The sequence below is a fragment of the Bacteroides sp. 519 genome (genome assembly GCF_010500955.1).
GTDB lineage: Bacteria > Bacteroidota > Bacteroidia > Bacteroidales > Bacteroidaceae > Bacteroides.
This window is the reverse complement of record NZ_QVMJ01000032.1, coordinates 56,596-71,599: the sequence shown is the minus strand read 5'-3', so window position 1 is coordinate 71,599 and position 15,004 is coordinate 56,596. Positions and strand designations below refer to the sequence as shown.

Here is a 15,004-nt window from a genome sequence, read left to right as displayed (position 1 = left end):
GGAGAAGATAAGTTTAAACTTATCTTCTAATGTGTTTTTATCCACCCCATCCTCTCCCCAATCTCCTCCAGACAAGCCACCTTCAACCCTTGCCTTTTCTCAATCACCTCAATAAAATGACTTGCCTCCGACAACGAATCAAACGTCCCCGTATCCAGCCACGCGAACCCACGTCCCAACATTTGAACATGGAGTTCCTTATTTATCAGAAAATGAGCATTCACCGTAGTTATCTCCAGCTCCCCTCTTGCCGAAGGTTTAACCCTTTTAGCAACTTCAACCACTTTGTTTGGATAAAAGTATAATCCTGTCACTGCATAATTCGATTTAGGAGTTTCAGGTTTTTCTTCAATGCTCAATGCATTTCCATTCTCATCAAACTCAACCACACCATATCGTTCAGGGTCACTTACCCAATAGCCAAACACTGTAGCTTTTTGTTCTTCCTCGGCTAACCGAACAGCATTTTGCAACATGGCTGTAAAACCCTGACCATAAAAAATATTATCACCAAGTACCAAACACACAGAATCATTACCAATGAATTCTTCACCAATAATAAAAGCCTGTGCCAATCCATCTGGACTGGGTTGTTCTGCATATTCAAAATGAACTCCAAAATCAGAGCCATCACCCAGCAAACGTTGAAAAGAAGGTAAATCAATAGGAGTAGAAATAATTAGGATATCACGAATCCCAGCCAACATCAAAACTGATATTGGATAATATATCATTGGCTTGTCATAAACAGGAAGCAGTTGCTTACTAACCGCTTTGGTTAATGGATACAAACGTGTACCTGAACCTCCTGCTAAAACGATTCCTTTCATATTTACGATTTACAATTGAAAATTACCTCTTAATTATCTGCAACAAGCAAATTATATAGTTCCATCATCCTCACCTCATCCCCAGTCAGCTCCCTGCCGCCCCAGCTCATTATCACCTCTTTCGCCTCATCCAACAATTCTTTTTCCTCTACCATCCGGTAGCCACCGAATTATCCGGTTCCTTCAGCACCTGATACGAACGGTCCAATACCTTTTGAATCTCCGTCTCTATCATCATTCAGAAATGAACGCGACAAATCGGTTAAAAGCAGAAAGCATTCTGTCATAATCACGATTAAACGATGTACAATGTACGATTGAAAATATATTGGAAGTAATACAATTAGGCTTGTGATTTATGGAAAATCTATAGTTAAACTAATTGTTGTAGTAATTTTGTATTAAAGCTCCCTTAATCCTTTTTTCCATCCCTCAAAAGGACAAGAGGTACTTATCTCATTATAAAGTTTGCAATTAAAGCTAAATAATTTATCCACTGCACCAAACACATCCGGGTGAGCTAATAGTTGTATCACAGGCACTCTGGTATCCAAACTTATCTCCATAGAAATACCACCGATATTGTTTTCATGTGCTAAAGTAATACATGTAAAATCAGTACCACCAGTAAAAAGTTTGATAAGGGTGGGGCAGCTTTTTTCAAGCATTTTGAATAGTTTATTCACATCTTCATGCTTGGTTACACGATCAAAGAAATTTCCCCACGAACAGAATAAAGTAATTTGTGTGTCACCTGTTATTATAAAATTGACTATGCCATAGACTCCTTGCCCGGCTTTCAAAACATATTCAACATAATCTTTACGAACAGTGAACGAAATTTCCTCACCTCGAAAAAAAGTGTACCAGCAGTATGTGTTACAAAGTTCCTCATTTCATCTTTTCCAAATACGCCTTTGGCACCTTCACACTGATAGCCAAAATTTGGGGTACTCGCAACAACACATGTGTTTTACCTTCAATGCGTACCATTTCTCCCTCTACTCCAGTCAAACTGCCTTTTATTACTCTGACTTTCTCTCCTGGAACAAAATCGGCCGTACATTGTTTTATAGATTCTGGATCCAGATCCATCACAAACATAAAGTCGGCCATTTGTTTTTCGGGCACAACAAGCATACTGTTGTTTTCACTGTTACGGATATAGGAAATCTTCAAACCATGATCCTTGATGAGCGAAAAAGCTACTTGCTTGGTTGCTTTGATAAAAATAAGATTGTTTATAACCGGAACCTCAACTCGTTTTACCCGGTCGCTTATTCTGCGGGTAACAACATGAGTGGGTAAATAATGGGTAATTTCTATTTTTCTTAAAGAATTGCGCAGGCTTAATTCTTGATTAGCCCGAGTGCGGGCAGCAAACCAAAACTCTTGTTCATCAGCCATTTATTAGTCTTAAAGCAATTCTTTAGTTTTTATTTGTAATACAGCTACGCTAGTTGTTCGATACAGAATTCCTATTGTTAAATGTAGAAATTTAGTCGGACAATCTATGTGAAAACAGAGCTAAAAGGCATAAAGAGACACCTATTCCCTGATTCACGATGCAAAAGTAAGCCCTTTATCCTAAACTTCAAAATTTTTTTAGTTGAAAGTTTGAAGTTTAGTGAAATTTGAAATCTATGATGCTGTATGGCGTTTTTCACTTGTAAGGAAATTCAAACAGCCATCAATACATTCCCAGCAGTGTTTTTTATGAACTATTAACTCTCCTGCTCTTTTTAAAAATACTTCATTTCCATTTTTACAACAATAAAAAAACGGTTTAACAAACAGAATCATTCTTTTAAGCAAGAAAGCTTTCAATTTCTACTATTTTAGTTAAAGTGGTTACCACAATAAACCTTAGTGGTTACCACAAATACATTCAGTAGTAACTGTGGTGATCTTTAATGGTAACCGTTTTGCATATAATGGTAACCATTTTGCTAGATTGGCGAAAACTAAAAAAGGCGGAAAACCAATGGTTGCCCGCCTGTATTCTGTATACTTTCCGTATATCTTTGCTATACAAAAGATACGGTTTTTGTGTGAGATATCCAAATCTCAATTAACGCTTAATAACGTATCCTCATTCTGTTTTGTATGATGTTTACACCATTGCATACGTCATCACAAACTCATCCGCCTGCAACATATAATAAACTTCAAAGTTTTGCCTGTTAGGTGTATGTGTTTCATGCGCTGGGAAATAAGATTGCTCAAATAATGGGATATTAACATCCATATGTAGCTCCTCACGGAAAAGTATCTCTCTGCTATCCATACATTTATACATGGTTTCTTTGGCACTCCATATCATAGTCAGCATTTCGGCTTTGGTTATCTTGTCTGTTTCCGGATAAATAAGTTCCTTTTCATCAACAAACTTATGAGCCACTTTCATTGCTTTATCACCAAGCACTTCAATATCAATACCAACCCGATGCGTTTTACTCAATATTACAGCTACATAACCACGCGTATGCGAGATACTGATTTGATAAGAATTATCTATTAAATAAGGCCTGCCACTTTCTAAATAACTAATTTCTTTAATTTCTCCTGTCATTTTATACAGTAATACCCGAACTGCCAACCATTCTCTTTTACGGTGCTCACTTTTTAGTTGAGAGTTGAGAGTTGAGAGTTGAGAGTTGGCTTCCAGAAAGGAAAGAGGATATGGCTGAAAGTTGAAAGTTGAAAGTTGAAAGTTATCTGATTGATAATGTTTTATGGTGTCATCAAGATCTGTTGATACAAGTTTCAATACTGAATAAATTTTCATACAGGATTTGTTTAAAAAGATTTAATTTAAACCGCAGAATACGCAGAGTTTAAGATTCAATGCTGCATAGAAATTAAAAACTCCGCGTTAATCCGCGAAACTCTGCGGTTAAAATATTAGAACTTAACAGCCTATCCGTGCCAATCCGTGCAATCCGTGTCTATTACAAATCAAACTTTAGTGAATTTGATTTTTAAAATCCTCCGGTTATCCATTGCCAGAACTTCAAACTCGTAACCTTCATAAAGCAGCTTTTCGTGTAGTTTAGGGAATTCTCCTTTTATCTCTAATACAAGTCCTGCTATAGTATCGGCATCACCGGATACGGGTTCAAAGAGTTCCTCGTCAATACCCACTGCCCGATAAAAATCGATGAGTTGGGTTTTGCCTTCAAATATCCAGGTATGATCATTGAGCATAGTGTATGTACGTTCTTCATCATCGTATTCATCGTGGATCTCTCCAACAATTTCTTCAATGATGTCCTCCATGGTAATAATCCCGGAAGTTCCTCCAAACTCATCAACCACAATGGCAATATGGATTTTCTCCTTCTGAAAATCGCGCAACAAGTCATCAATCATCTTTGTTTCCGGAACAAAATAGGCCGGACGGATTAATGACTGCCAACGAAAATTATCTCCCTTATTTATATGGGGTAAAAGATCTTTTATATAAAGAACACCTTTTATATTATCACTTGAGCCTGAATATATGGGTATTCGCGAATAAGCATTCTCAATGATACATTGAATAACTTCTTTAAAAGGAGTTTTTATATCCAGATCAACCACATCTAACCGAGAGGTCATTACCTCTTTGGCAGTTTCGGCTCCAAAGCGTACGATTCCTTCCAGAATTGTATTTTCTTCCGATAGCTCGGATTTATCTGTTAGGTCCAGCGCCTGTGACAATTCACTAACCGAAATATTCCGCCCTTTCTTAACCATGTGTTTATTAAGGAATGTGGATGATTTCATTAATGCAGAAGCAAGCGGATAAAATACTTTCTCACAAAACAAAATACCTGATGCCGCGAAACGGGCAAAAGACAATGTTTTTTGTGCTGAGAATATTTTGGGCATAATCTCACCAAATAGCAAAAGTAAAAAAGTAAGGAGTACGGTAAGAATGATAAATTCTGCCAGTGGCGAAGAAAAACTGAAAATACCCATAAAGAAGTAGTTACAAAGCATAATAATTGTAACGTTCACAAAATTATTGGTAATCAGTATGGTAGCAAGTAAGCGTTCTGTATTATCAAGTAATTTACGTATTTTCGCATCGGATGAGTTTTTATTCTCTTCTATTTCATTTTTATCCGAAGGAGAAAGTGAAAAGAACGCTATTTCGGATGCCGAAGCAAAACCGGAAGCAAGCAATAATAGAGCTGCAAGAATTATCGCCACAATTTCGGATATTGTAGGCGCATTAACTGTAATACTGTTTAAAAAAGATGCCGAGAGGCATAAATGATAGTCTGAGTCCAAGGATATGGTTTTTAAGTTAATACTAACTAAAAGGGTAAATCATCAGCAGGATTGTCGTTTACACCCTGTGCCGGTTGAATTGGCTGTGATGCATTCTGCGCTGTTTGTTGCGGAGCTTGATATCCGGCATTTGTTGCTTTAGGGGTCAGCATCTCCATATTATCTACAAATATTTCGGTTATGTAGCGTTTAACACCTGCCTGATCGTCGTAAGAGCGTGTTCTTATTTTCCCTTCAATATATAATTTATCTCCTTTGTGAACATATTTTTCGGCAGTTTCAGCTAATCCACGCCACAATACCAGGTTATGCCATTCTGTTCTTTCAGGTACCTGGGTACCATTAGCCAGTGTATATGCACGATCGGAAGTTGCCAAAGGAAATGTTGCCACAGCAATTCCACTATCCAGATAGCGTACTTCTGGATCTTTACCTACATTTCCTAACAGAATTACTTTATTTACAGACATGTTGTATCTTATTATGAATTATAAATTTTGAATAATGAATTGAATGAGTAAACACTCATTATTCTATCCGGGTTCAAAAATAATGAGAATTAAAAGAGAAAGCAAGAAGTTTTTAGTATAAATAATAAAAACATCCTTGTTTTGAACCGCAAAGTTACGCAGAGTTTTTATCATGCAGGAAACTTAAAACTCTGCGTAACTCGCGTAACTCTGCGGTTCAAAATCTTATTTGAGCCAAATTTGCAGGCTAGCTTTTATTTTTTTCCAGAAATATCTGTGTTAAACGAGATATGGCATACCCTTCTAACTCTTCTTGTTTTATCCGAATATAATCGTTGGATAAAGTTTTACCATCGGGTAAATCAACCTGATAAAAATTAGCAAATATGATTCGATGAGAAAGTACATGTTTTACATTACCAAGCAATAATTTTACTGATAAATGATCCGAGCCAACCAATGATTGAAATTCGGGAGATGAATAAAGTTCTTCCTCGGATATCTGCTCTGGTGTTTCAATTAAAGGAAACTCGAATAAGTTTTTCCAAATGTCGTTCCCTGTGCGTTTCTTTATAAAGGTACATCCGCCCGCGCGAACATATATATAGTTAAAATAACGATTGGTTACTTTTGTTTTATGTTGTTTAGCAGGCAGTTGCTTTATTGTATTATTGGCCAATGCCAAACATCCGTCGGCTACCGGACACAATGTGCAATTGGGCGATGCAGGTGTGCATTGCAATGCTCCAAACTCCATTATCGCTTGGTTATATAAGGCCGGTTGTTCCTTATCTATCAACTCCTGCGCCAGTTCCTTGAAAATCTTTTTCCCCTCGGTTGAATCAATAGGGGTATCAATACCGAAGTAACGGGAAAGAACCCGGTAAACATTGCCGTCGACCACGGCATAAGCCATTCCATAAGATATGGAACAGATTGCAGCCGCAGTATATTCGCCAACTCCCTTCAAATTAATTACCTCCTGGTAAGTGGATGGGAAAACTCCATTCATGCTTTTAGCTGCAGCATGCAGATTACGAGCACGCGAATAATAGCCCAATCCCTGCCAGTATTTCAGAACTTCATCTTCATTGGCTGCTGCTAAAGTTTGCACATCAGGGAATCTTTCTATGAAACGCACAAAGTAATCATAGCCCTGAGCTACACGTGTTTGTTGCAGGATGATCTCGGATATCCAAATTTTATACGGGTCTGTGGTATTTCGCCAGGGCAATTCCCTTTTATTTTCTTCATACCACATTATTAGTTGAGAGTTGAAAGTTGAGAGTTGAGAGTTATTTTTCATCATCGAATCCAATTGGTGTGCAAAGTTAACTTTCAATTTTCAACTTTCAACTCACAGCTATTAAAAAATCTATTGATATATTTTTTTGGCTAGCCAAAAAGCTATATATTTGCATTCCAAAATTTTAGACCCGAAATTAAAGATTTAAATAGTAATAATTATTATTCTGAAACAAGATGACTAAAGCAGATATCGTTAACGAAATTACCAAAAACACTGGTATTGACAAACAAACAGTTCTTACTGCGGTTGAGGCATTCATGGAAACGATAAAAGACTCTCTTTCAAGAGAAGAAAATGTTTATCTCCGCGGATTTGGTAGTTTCGTGGTGAAGAAAAGAGCTCAGAAAACAGCGCGAAATATTTCGAAGAATGTAACTATCATCATTCCAGAGCATAACATTCCTTCATTCAAGCCTTCCAAAACATTTATGGAAATGATAAAAAAATAATCATAATAAAATAGAGTATTAACCCCAAAAACGTAAAGCTATGCCAAGCGGAAAAAAGAAAAAAAGACATAAAATGTCTACGCACAAGCGGAAAAAAAGACTAAGAAAGAACAGACATAAAAATAAGAAGTAATTTTTAAGTCTGAATATCAGATACAGAGAACAAACTTGTAAAGGGATATACCTTTCTGGTTTGTTCTTTGTGTTAGAAATAAGTAAAGAAGGAGGTAGAGTGAGGTAAAGGAGGTAAAGTAGTACTTTATAAACTTTACCTTCTTTACCTGACTTTACCTCCTCAACTCCTAAAAATATTAATAATGACCAGTGAACTAGTAGTAAACGTTCAGCCCAAAGAAGTTTCGATAGCTCTTCTCGAAGATAAGAGCCTTGTTGAACTTCAAAGCGAAGGAAGAGGTCTTTCTTTCTCGGTGGGCAACTTGTATTTAGGACGGGTAAAGAAAGTTATGCCCGGGCTGAATGCTTGTTTTGTGGATGTGGGCTACGAGAAAGACGCTTTTCTTCATTATTTAGATTTAGGTCCTCAATTTAACACTCTCGAAAAGTTCGTTAAGCAAACTTTAAGCGACAAGAAAAAATTAAATCCTATCAGTAAAGCAACACTGCTGCCCGACCTTGACAAGGACGGATCGATATCCGATGTAGTAAAAACAGGGCAGGAAGTAGTGGTGCAGATAGCCAAAGAACCTATCTCAACAAAAGGACCCCGGCTGACTTCAGAAATTTCTTTTGCCGGCAGGTATCTTGTTCTTATTCCTTTTAATGATAAGGTTTCTGTTTCGCAAAAAATTAAATCAAGCGAAGAACGTGCACGCCTTAAACAATTGCTCCAGAGCATTAAGCCCAAGAATTTTGGGGTTATTGTACGCACGGTGGCCGAAGGTAAGCGCGTAGCCGAACTTGATTCGGAACTTAAAGTTTTACTTAAACACTGGGAAGAAAGCTTAGTAAAAGTACAAAAGGCTACAAAATATCCTACGCTGATCTATGAAGAAACAAGCCGTGCTGTTGCTATGCTTCGTGACCTTTTCAACCCATCTTTCGAAAACATCTATGTAAACGATGAAACAGTCTACAATGAAATTAAAGACTATGTTTCACTCATTGCACACGACCGGGTTGGAATTGTTAAACACTACAAAGGTCAACTTCCTATTTTTGACAATTTTGGTATCACTAAACAAGTTAAATCGTCGTTTGGTAAAACGATTTCATACAAAAGTGGTGCTTACCTGATTATTGAGCATACTGAGGCGCTTCACGTAGTAGACGTGAACAGCGGTAATCGCACCAAGAATGCCAACGGGCAGGAAGCTAACGCACTTGAAGTGAATCTGGGAGCAGCCGATGAATTGGCTCGTCAACTTCGATTACGCGACATGGGTGGTATCATTGTGGTAGACTTCATTGATATGAGCTCGGCCGAAAACCGTCAAAAAGTTTATGAACGGATGACTGCTAACATGCAGAAAGACCGGGCACGTCACAACATTCTGCCTCTCAGCAAATTCGGACTGATGCAGATTACCCGCCAAAGGGTTCGTCCGGCCATGGATGTAAACACTGCCGAAACATGCCCAACATGTTTTGGAAAAGGTAAAATCCAGTCGTCTATTCTTTTCACTGATACACTAGAGAGTAAAATTGACTATCTTGTTAATAAACTGAAGATAACGAAATTCTCGTTACACATACATCCGTATGTTGCCGCATACATCAACCAGGGGGTAGTTTCTCTGAAATGGAAATGGCGCATGATGTACGGATTAGGCATCAAAATCATTCCCGACCAAAGTCTGGCACTTCTCCAATATGTTTTTTATGATAAAGATGGAGAAGACATCGACATGAAGGAAGAACATGAAATTAAATAATAAAGGCGGCCAGGTGAGGCCGCCTTTATTAATTGCTAGTTATCAATTCGTTTATGTAACGAACCATTTCTACCGGATATTTAAGAGCTGCTTCCACATGTTTGCCTTCATATAACCAGAACTTTTTGGTACATACTGCACTTTCATAAACAGAACGTGCTCCGGAGATGGGAATAAGGTCTTCTTCCGAATGAATAACAAGCAGATTAATATTTTGTATGTGCTGAATATCTTCTTTAGCCGAATAAGGAGAAACCAACAATTGTTTTATATATAGGTGGTACTCCTCGGGCGATGTTGCTAAAGCAATATCTGTAAACGAAGACATCATTCCATCTAAAACTAGCGCCGAAACTTTATCATTGTTATTACATGTAATATGAGTTGCTACCTGTGTACCAATCGAAACTCCATATACAATGAGAGGAAGATCAGTGAATCCGGGTTCTTGCAACAAGGTATTCAATAATAGCTGGGCATCATGAGCGATATTAAGGTGTGTAGGCTTTCCGGTAGATTTACCATATCCCCGGTAGTCAAGCATGTAAACCTGATAGCCATCATCTACCAAAGGTTTAACATGATCAATCCACTTGGAAATATTGCTTCCATTTCCATGAAAATAAAGGATATTCGCTTTGGGTTTATCTACTGGTTTAATCACTGCTGGGTATAAAGTATCTTGCTCTGCAACAAGAGTCATTTCCGAATAGTTAGAAATACTAATAGGTATCCATTTTTTATCAGGATGATAAAATTTTTCATCCATTTGTGCTGCAATACTATTCACTAAAAACACAGTAATCAATAATACAATAATCTTTTTCATAACTTCGTTTATTTACGTTTATAGTGCAAATATAAAGTCGTGAAATTGATGGCACAAACAATAGGGATATACTGCTTAAAATGGGATGAAATACTATTTAAGTGCACTTTATCACACTTTTTTGTGATGAAACACTTCAATTCCGGGCAGATAGTATCTTTCTAAAATCTTTGGAATAAGTACGCGAAACCGGAATAAGCTTTTGAGTATGGCAAAGGTTCAATAGAAATCCCTGAGAATTCCCTTCTATATTGGTAATGTTTAATGTATTTACAATAAATGCCCGGTGGCATTTTACAAGGTAAGCAAATGATTCCAATGTTTTTTCCATTAGTGTGATAGTTGTCCGCAATTGCTTTTGTTTTACTTCACTAACGCTATTTAAATAATGAATCACTACATAATTCCCCAATGCTTCGATATAAATAATATTTTCCGGATACAACTCAATTTCGTCTTTTGTACTCCCTGATAAGAGAATAGGATTCCCTTTATGCAAAGGACATGACTTATTCTCCTGTAAGTTTTGAGCCAGACGCCTGTTTAATTCACGGGCTTCTGATAAATTTTGCCTGAGATTTTTGTTTTGTATAATGATTGTTGATATGATAGCAGGAATAAGACCTATAAGAAAAGTAATAATAAGATAGGTACGTAATAAAGGGAAAAATGTTTCGGGTGCCCGGTTGGTTAATATCCAATCGAAAAAGAAATTTCCTAATCCAATTACCAGCATAATGATAAAAATATTAATTATGCTTTTCCAATAGGTCCAGTTTTCCGGATTATAAAAACGCTTAAACAGTACAGGAAATATATATCCGATAATTCCGGTTGATATAGCAGTTACAAATGCAAATCCTGATATTATTAACCATTTATAAATAGGCTCAAAAGCATTTAATCCGAAAGGCTGAAATACTCCCAACAGAAAAAAAATTAGTAAAGACGATACAACAACCACCAACCACGGTTTCTTAGCTAATGGAGCAGGCTGATTTAAATACGTCCATATTCTATTCATTTCTTATTCCCTATTTTCATCAACAACAACCCAATTACAATCCAAACCATTTCGCGCAAACGAGTAATAAGTGCAGTATATACCCCATACGCGCCCGACATAGACAGTCCGCCTACAGCAATAGCAAAACCTCCTTCCCTACCCCCTAGTTGCATGGGAAGAAAGAACAACAAATTAGCAAATAAAGAAGAAAAAGCAGCAATTAAAATGCAATCAATAAAGCTAACATTCGAAGTTAGTATATTCAAAATTAGCCATAATTCAAGGCAGGACAATACACGGGCAATAAACTCAATTGCAAGGGCTGCATAAAAAGTCCGTTTCCGTTTTTGATGTAATAGTGCTATCTGATTATCTATTTCGTGCAATTTATCGCTGTGTTTCTCGGCAAAGCTTATTGCATACTTCTTCAAGAAAGGTATTTTCCCAACTACCCGCATAAATGCAACAGCCATACCATTTCTATATCCTTTGATAAAAAGAGTTACAAAGAACGAGCAGAAGACTATAACCAAAGCCAAAACAATTCCCATTGCCATAGTTACCTTGTAAAAAGTGATATACAGAAATACGGAAACAATCCAGAATATGAAATGGGCAAATATATGCATCATCACATAGAGAATAACAGATGATGTAGCTCTTTCTACCCCAATATAGGGTTTCAGTTCCATTATGCGATAAGGCTCACCACCCATTAAACCCACCGGAGTAACATAATTGAGTGCAAAACCCGTAATAGTAAACTTATAAACATTCCAGAAGGGAACATACGTTTTCTTACCATCGCGTATTATCTGATACCAGGATAAAGCATTGAGCATATATACAAAAGCCCACAACAGTATAACCAACGGAAAGTAGTATCCGGCTCTCTTTATGTTTGCCCACAACTCCTGATAGTCCATATCGAAAGTGAACATCATAATAATAACGGCAACAATACCGAATGCCAGAAATATATTACGGAATTTATTTTTCATCTATTAATAATAATTAGAACACAGAGACACAGAGGCACAGAGTTTTTCATGGAGAATTTTATTAAAAAAACTCTGTGCCTCTGTGTCTCTGTGTTCCATATTTAATTTTCAACTAATATATTCAGTGTATTTATTTATAAACCGCTTGAAAAAGCCTAACCGCATCAGGATTACTTCAAAGATAAAGATTCCAAGTAAAGCACATCCTATCCCCAGTAACACATCTATCAGATAATGATGGCTGGAATACACCGCAGTCCACCAAATACCAACACATAATATAGATAGAATGGTTGTTAGCAGCCAATGCGATTTTTTAATAATTGCATAAACCACAGCTATAAGCATATAAGCGGCATGTAAAGATGGTACAGCAGCAAAAACATTGGCGTTTCGGCCATAGATAGAATCGAATATGGTAACCCCTAATAACTGGTCAAAGCGTGCCAATCCCGCGGCATTGCCGGGCGTGTTTAATATGGGCTCGAAACCATAATTTATAGCATACCAGGGTGGCGCGGCAGGATGAATATAGTAACCTGCAAAACCTAACAGATTAACAAACAGGAACACAATGGCAAAACGAAGATAGAGATTCCTGTCTTTTTTAAAATACATCCATAACCCGAAGGCAATAGGTACAGGTACCCAGGTTAGGTAGAATATACCACCAAAAAAATCGCCTATATTGTTATGATGAATAGCAAAATACTCACATGGAATCATTCGTACACCATCCACATCAATTCCAAATAAAGATTTCTCGGCATCATATAACCCTTTTACATCAATAGGGTTAACCATATAGTTGGGATATACCCGCATCCAATCGTACGAAACACCAAAGATTATAAATGGCAGTAATGCAACTGCAAGTTTACGCGTTTCCTGGTTAGGAAAGAACAAAATCAAAAAAAGACCAGCCATTAAAACATGTTCTGTTCGCAGCCCAACAAAAGTAGCTGTTAACAGAAGAAAGGCAATTGTAATACCCAATACAATACAAATTTCCTTTCTGCTTGGGAATAATATATTTTTATGCATAGTAGTTAGTAGTTAGTAGATAGTAGTTAGTAGATAGTAGATAGTAGTTAGTAGATAGTAGTTAGTAGATAGTAGTTAGCAGATACCGTATGGATTCTAGCTACTAGCTACTAACTACTAGCTACTAATACCGCATGGATTCTAGCTACTAACTACTAGCTACTAACTAGCTACTAACTACTAGCTACTAATCTAAAGCTTTCTTGCAATGGATAAGACGGGAAATAGCAGTAATATTTGAGAATATAGCAACAATAACTATAGGTATTACAAAGATTGCCACTGTTTCGAAAACAGGAAAAGGAAGAAAATCTACTGTTATTTCTACATTGCCGGCAAAGTAATAAAATATACCACACAGCATTGCTCCTGCTCCGGTTAATATAACTCGTTCTGGACGTTGCATAAATCCTACTTTACATTCAATACCTAATCCCTCGGCACGGGCACGCACATAACTTACCATCATTGAACCTATCAGGGCAACAAATGCAAACATGGAACTAAGAAAGTAACCTTGCAGAATAAGGTAATAACAAATTCCGAAAAGCGTAATCAACTCACTATAACGATCTAATACAGAGTCGTATAAGGCACCATAGGTAGAGCTCATGTTGCCTACACGAGCCAAACGTCCGTCAATCATATCGAATAAACCGGCAAAAAGAATGATAAATCCACCCCAGCCTACATACGAAAAATCACCGCGTTCACCATGATACCCTCCTACCATAAAAACAGCAGCAGCAACAATATTTAGTACTAAACCGGTAGTTGTTATAAAATTAGGAGTAATACCTATTTTAATCATTCCTTTTATAAAAGGATCAATGATTTTGTAAATAAACTGTTGACCTAAATCTCTGAGTTTCATATATAATATCTTAATAGTTATCTGCTTTATTTTTAGAAAAGAACTGTTTAATTTTCCTGTTTCGGTATACAAAATGCCGGTGTAGGTTATAATTCCAGAAATAACCAACCAGCAAAGACACAACTATTTTAGAAACAATAAACAAATCATCAACATAATGTTTTAAAAAATCTACCAGCCAGGGAATACGCATCAAAGCCTCTGTCATCAAATATGTACCCCATGTATTTAATGCTATACTGCCTATCCACACAATAAAATACTTCACCATTACATGTTGTATTTTAAGATCGGTGGTTTTAAATGTCCATTTGTAATTTATTATACAATTAATTATACCACCACAAACCGATCCCAGCAGAGTAGCATATACATAATAAAAGTTGAATAGTTTTGCAAGTAAAATGGTAATAACAAAATCGGATATACTAGCCAACTGCGAAGAGAATTGGGCACGGATAAACATAAATATCCCTCCTTTTTTCGAAATCGAAGTAGCCAGATTTCTTATCCAATTACACATCTTGCAATCAATATAATAATCAAACTATATATACCGGATAAAATATCATCCATCATCACACCTATTCCTCCTTTCAGATTCTCCATCTTCCTTATACCCAAAGGTTTCAGAATATCGAAAAAGCGAAATAACACAAATGCCGATATCACAAACCAGTAATTTCCTGCAGGAACACCCAAAAGAGGTATCCATACACCCACCATTTCGTCGACAACAATCCGCGACGGATCTTCTCCCCAATAGGGTTCAAGAACATTGGATGAATGTATTCCTAATACAGTAAAAAGGAGTACAAGTGTTAGGGTTACCCCAAAAAGCACATTGAAAGGAAGAAAGCAATAAAGAATATACCAAATCACTGTTGCTAACAGGGCTCCTGCCGTTCCCGGGGCAACCGGCGAAAATCCCGATCCGAATCCCGATGCGATAAGTAAATGAAAGAATGGTGGCTTTTTATGCAGTTTGTCCATCAATAATTTTCTAATAAAACAAATAAACT

Annotated in this window: 15 protein-coding genes and 1 pseudogene; 2 read left to right on the top strand and 14 right to left on the bottom strand. The window is 37.0% G+C overall.

The annotated features are described in order from the left end of the window. Positions 1-38 precede the first annotated feature (38 nt). The 7 genes and pseudogenes from rfbA to mutY form a co-directional block, all read right to left on the bottom strand. Positions 39-830: pseudogene (gene rfbA / locus D0T85_RS19405) on the bottom strand (glucose-1-phosphate thymidylyltransferase RfbA); the annotation flags it as partial. Between the two features lie 401 nt (positions 831-1,231). Next, positions 1,232-1,498, bottom strand: coding sequence for a hypothetical protein (locus D0T85_RS19400; protein ID WP_163215166.1), 267 nt, complete (start codon positions 1,496-1,498; stop codon positions 1,232-1,234). Between the two features lie 223 nt (positions 1,499-1,721). Next, complete coding sequence (locus D0T85_RS19395) at positions 1,722-2,237, bottom strand: UpxY family transcription antiterminator (RefSeq protein WP_163215165.1); 516 nt, start codon at positions 2,235-2,237, stop codon at positions 1,722-1,724. Between the two features lie 706 nt (positions 2,238-2,943). Next, positions 2,944-3,618, bottom strand: a complete 675-nt coding sequence (locus tag D0T85_RS19390) for a 4'-phosphopantetheinyl transferase superfamily protein (protein ID WP_163215164.1) — start codon at positions 3,616-3,618, stop codon at positions 2,944-2,946. Positions 3,619-3,788: 170 nt separating this feature from the next. Next, on the bottom strand, positions 3,789-5,108 hold the full coding sequence (gene gldE / locus D0T85_RS19385; RefSeq protein WP_163215163.1) for a gliding motility-associated protein GldE: 1,320 nt from the start codon (positions 5,106-5,108) through the stop codon (positions 3,789-3,791). 26 nt (positions 5,109-5,134) lie between these two features. Beyond that, positions 5,135-5,578 carry a single-stranded DNA-binding protein gene (locus D0T85_RS19380; protein ID WP_163215162.1) on the bottom strand — a complete coding sequence of 148 codons (444 nt, stop codon included), beginning with the start codon at positions 5,576-5,578 and terminating at the stop codon, positions 5,135-5,137. 247 nt (positions 5,579-5,825) lie between these two features. Continuing rightward, a complete protein-coding gene (gene mutY, locus D0T85_RS19375) occupies positions 5,826-6,884 on the bottom strand; it encodes an A/G-specific adenine glycosylase (protein WP_163215185.1) in 1,059 nt (352 codons plus the stop codon). Between the two features lie 176 nt (positions 6,885-7,060). Here mutY and D0T85_RS19370 point away from each other — a divergent pair, with 176 nt between their 5' ends. Both D0T85_RS19370 and D0T85_RS19365 read left to right on the top strand, forming a co-directional pair. Next, positions 7,061-7,336 carry an HU family DNA-binding protein gene (locus D0T85_RS19370; protein ID WP_163215161.1) on the top strand — a complete coding sequence of 92 codons (276 nt, stop codon included), beginning with the start codon at positions 7,061-7,063 and terminating at the stop codon, positions 7,334-7,336. 317 nt (positions 7,337-7,653) lie between these two features. Further along, positions 7,654-9,228: an Rne/Rng family ribonuclease gene (locus D0T85_RS19365; protein WP_163215160.1), complete on the top strand. Its 1,575-nt coding sequence runs from the start codon at positions 7,654-7,656 to the stop codon at positions 9,226-9,228. A 28-nt stretch (positions 9,229-9,256) separates the two neighbouring features. On the opposite strand, the gene D0T85_RS19360 is transcribed toward D0T85_RS19365, so the two are convergent. From D0T85_RS19360 to D0T85_RS19330, 7 genes are all read right to left on the bottom strand, one after another. Next, the gene (locus D0T85_RS19360; RefSeq protein ID WP_163215159.1) at positions 9,257-10,057 is read right to left on the bottom strand and encodes an alpha/beta hydrolase; all 801 of its coding nucleotides are present in this window, start codon (positions 10,055-10,057) and stop codon (positions 9,257-9,259) included. Positions 10,058-10,193: 136 nt separating this feature from the next. After that, the gene (locus D0T85_RS19355; RefSeq protein WP_163215158.1) at positions 10,194-11,081 is read right to left on the bottom strand and encodes a LytTR family DNA-binding domain-containing protein; all 888 of its coding nucleotides are present in this window, start codon (positions 11,079-11,081) and stop codon (positions 10,194-10,196) included. Then, positions 11,078-12,064 carry a lysylphosphatidylglycerol synthase transmembrane domain-containing protein gene (locus D0T85_RS19350; protein WP_163215157.1) on the bottom strand — a complete coding sequence of 329 codons (987 nt, stop codon included), beginning with the start codon at positions 12,062-12,064 and terminating at the stop codon, positions 11,078-11,080. The genes D0T85_RS19355 and D0T85_RS19350 overlap by 4 nt, the downstream gene beginning before the upstream one ends. 108 nt (positions 12,065-12,172) lie before the next feature. Continuing rightward, positions 12,173-13,108 (bottom strand): phosphatase PAP2 family protein, encoded by a 936-nt coding sequence (locus tag D0T85_RS19345; protein WP_163215156.1) that lies wholly within the window; start codon positions 13,106-13,108, stop codon positions 12,173-12,175. Positions 13,109-13,295: 187 nt separating this feature from the next. Next, positions 13,296-13,982 carry a CDP-alcohol phosphatidyltransferase family protein gene (locus tag D0T85_RS19340; RefSeq protein WP_163215155.1) on the bottom strand — a complete coding sequence of 229 codons (687 nt, stop codon included), beginning with the start codon at positions 13,980-13,982 and terminating at the stop codon, positions 13,296-13,298. A gap of 10 nt (positions 13,983-13,992) precedes the next feature. Next, positions 13,993-14,505: a GtrA family protein gene (locus D0T85_RS19335; RefSeq protein WP_163215154.1), complete on the bottom strand. Its 513-nt coding sequence runs from the start codon at positions 14,503-14,505 to the stop codon at positions 13,993-13,995. Next, positions 14,490-14,975, bottom strand: coding sequence for a phosphatidylglycerophosphatase A (locus D0T85_RS19330; protein WP_163215153.1), 486 nt, complete (start codon positions 14,973-14,975; stop codon positions 14,490-14,492). Before D0T85_RS19330 ends, D0T85_RS19335 begins: the two co-directional genes overlap by 16 nt. Positions 14,976-15,004: the final 29 nt, after the last annotated feature.

Excerpts from the sequence above, each read along its gene's own strand:
- D0T85_RS19400 (WP_163215166.1), bottom strand. The coding sequence starts at position 1,498 with ATGCTTGAAAAAAGCTGCCCCACCCTTATCAAACTTTTTACTGGTGGT.
- D0T85_RS19395 (WP_163215165.1), bottom strand. The coding sequence starts at position 2,237 with ATGGCTGATGAACAAGAGTTTTGGTTTGCTGCCCGCACTCGGGCTAAT.
- D0T85_RS19390 (WP_163215164.1), bottom strand. The coding sequence starts at position 3,618 with ATGAAAATTTATTCAGTATTGAAACTTGTATCAACAGATCTTGATGAC.
- D0T85_RS19380 (WP_163215162.1), bottom strand. The coding sequence starts at position 5,578 with ATGTCTGTAAATAAAGTAATTCTGTTAGGAAATGTAGGTAAAGATCCA.
- mutY (WP_163215185.1), bottom strand. The coding sequence starts at position 6,884 with ATGAAAAATAACTCTCAACTCTCAACTTTCAACTCTCAACTAATAATG.
- D0T85_RS19370 (WP_163215161.1), top strand. The coding sequence starts at position 7,061 with ATGACTAAAGCAGATATCGTTAACGAAATTACCAAAAACACTGGTATT.
- D0T85_RS19365 (WP_163215160.1), top strand. The coding sequence starts at position 7,654 with ATGACCAGTGAACTAGTAGTAAACGTTCAGCCCAAAGAAGTTTCGATA.
- D0T85_RS19360 (WP_163215159.1), bottom strand. The coding sequence starts at position 10,057 with ATGAAAAAGATTATTGTATTATTGATTACTGTGTTTTTAGTGAATAGT.
- D0T85_RS19355 (WP_163215158.1), bottom strand. The coding sequence starts at position 11,081 with ATGAATAGAATATGGACGTATTTAAATCAGCCTGCTCCATTAGCTAAG.
- D0T85_RS19350 (WP_163215157.1), bottom strand. The coding sequence starts at position 12,064 with ATGAAAAATAAATTCCGTAATATATTTCTGGCATTCGGTATTGTTGCC.
- D0T85_RS19345 (WP_163215156.1), bottom strand. The coding sequence starts at position 13,108 with ATGCATAAAAATATATTATTCCCAAGCAGAAAGGAAATTTGTATTGTA.
- D0T85_RS19340 (WP_163215155.1), bottom strand. The coding sequence starts at position 13,982 with ATGAAACTCAGAGATTTAGGTCAACAGTTTATTTACAAAATCATTGAT.
- D0T85_RS19335 (WP_163215154.1), bottom strand. The coding sequence starts at position 14,505 with ATGTGTAATTGGATAAGAAATCTGGCTACTTCGATTTCGAAAAAAGGA.
- D0T85_RS19330 (WP_163215153.1), bottom strand. The coding sequence starts at position 14,975 with ATGGACAAACTGCATAAAAAGCCACCATTCTTTCATTTACTTATCGCA.